We start from the raw sequence: 1,847 nt of genomic DNA on the forward strand, positions 1-1,847 counted from the left end.
ACCCGATTCAGAACTGGAACCTGACGCTGTCACAGCTGACGATCCACTTCCCCGAGCGCTTGGAAAAACACATCAGCCTGTGAGGGCTATATGGCTGACACAGAGTTTTGAACACCCTCGACCGCGCATAAAGTGCGCAAAGTTGGCCGTCGGCCTGCAGTGCCTTGTTAACTTCCGAATTACGCTCTATTGCTAATTTTAACAGCGAAGACGATTGAGTCGAAATCGGGTGGTGTTTTATCACCAGAGCTACATCGAAAAATCATGCCTCCCTCATCACTAGACTCAATTATCATACCTGCATTACGCGTCCACTTTTCCTCGAAAATTCGGCCTGCTCGCTCTTCTTTGTATACATTACAGACAAACAATCTGCCAGTTTTGCTATAACCATTGTATTCGACAGTTGACTCATATTCTGGAGAATGCCAAGTCCGCAAGAGCGGAACCTGCTCTCCAGAGGCAAGTTCCAAATACCCATCATCAACCTTTATATCTGTGCCTTGATCTGCATCCGGTTCACTTAGGAAATTTAGAACTATTTGAAATTTATGAGGTACATCGATCCAATACCCAGTTCTGATTTTTCTACCATTTAGGATTATATGATCTGGTCTCGTAGCTTTATCCGGGTGCGATTTGACCATATCAATCATGGCACTTTGAATCGACATACCGCTATTAATGTAGTCTTTTATGTTCGCTCCTATGGCACTTTTGAAGTTAACAGTTTATTCAAAAGCTTCAGATCTAGGCATTATGCCTAGATCTGGATGTCATATGCCGATATCTAGTCATTCTGCCTATATAACTTCCTATGTTTTCCCTGGAATCCAATACATCAAAGTCCTTGAGTCTGCTGGTGCAGCTCGAACTCGGGGAGGGAGGAATGGTCATCATTTTTCCTCTGTTATTGAATTTATCTGCAGGTGTGTGGATTGAGGTCCAAACGGACTGCTCACTCCGGGTGAGATAGGTAGCGCCTTTCTGTTCTTGGCGTATTTTATATCATGTGGGTTTTCGGGTGGCGATATGATGTAAGGAGGTGTAATTGGGGGCAGTTTGTGCTTACTTACTTTCTGCGTGCCGAAAATATAGCGTATCCCGCATTTTTGGCGGTATATATGAGCCAGTGTTTGGCTCGTATCGAGCTCAGAGAACGTTTTGGCAGTGATGGCTGCCGGATCCGACATTCCATCGGGCCTGGGAAGTAGATGGTGATGCCGGCGTTTTACGTATTGGCATGGGAACGCGGCGTTATCGGCCTGCGTATATCTGGGGTATTTACATAGGTATTACAGGTTCCTTTGGCAGGTAGGACGAACCATCAATGCCAATTTAATGATTCTTCTCCAGGCATATAACATCGGGGTGGGATTCGCTTGCCCACTCGTGGCAGAGGTCGGAGAGATATTGGGTAAGCTCTGGTTCATCTACTTCATCGGGTATAAATATACCTGCATTTCTCCGTTTGCCTTCCGAGCCTTGATAGAACGTCTTCCAGCCGTCTGATCGCCTTTCGATCAGGACTTCCCGGCCAAATATATTGTACTTGTAATATTTCATTTTCCGCTCTGCTAGTTTCTCACCCATGGGATCCGGGTAATTTGTATTGTTGATTACCCGTTTGAAGCATGCCTGTTCCCTGGGGTTCTAAGAGAGTCATCAATGCGGATAGCTAAACGGGAGCCACTGCAGAAATCTAGTGGGGTAGGTCTTCGTATGGTAAGAGGGTGTTCAAAACTCTGTGTCAGCCATATAGCCCTCACAGGCTGATGTGTTTTTCCAAGCGCTCGGGGAAGTGGATCGTCAGCTGTGACAGCGTCAGGTTCCAGTTCTGAATCGGG

At 46.2% G+C, this 1,847-nt stretch carries 2 protein-coding genes; both read right to left on the reverse strand.

The genetic code is table 11. From position 1 onward, the window contains the following. Positions 1-179: 179 nt before the first annotated feature. A complete protein-coding gene (locus tag LC093_RS20155; protein ID WP_226669284.1) occupies positions 180-674 on the reverse strand; it encodes a hypothetical protein in 495 nt (164 codons plus the stop codon). 664 nt (positions 675-1,338) lie between these two features. Continuing rightward, positions 1,339-1,566, reverse strand: a complete 228-nt coding sequence (locus tag LC093_RS20160) for a hypothetical protein (protein ID WP_226669287.1) — start codon at positions 1,564-1,566, stop codon at positions 1,339-1,341. Positions 1,567-1,847: the final 281 nt, after the last annotated feature.

The sequence above is a fragment of the Microbulbifer aggregans genome, from assembly GCF_020524005.1.
GTDB classification, from domain to species: Bacteria; Pseudomonadota; Gammaproteobacteria; order Pseudomonadales; family Cellvibrionaceae; genus Microbulbifer; species Microbulbifer aggregans_A.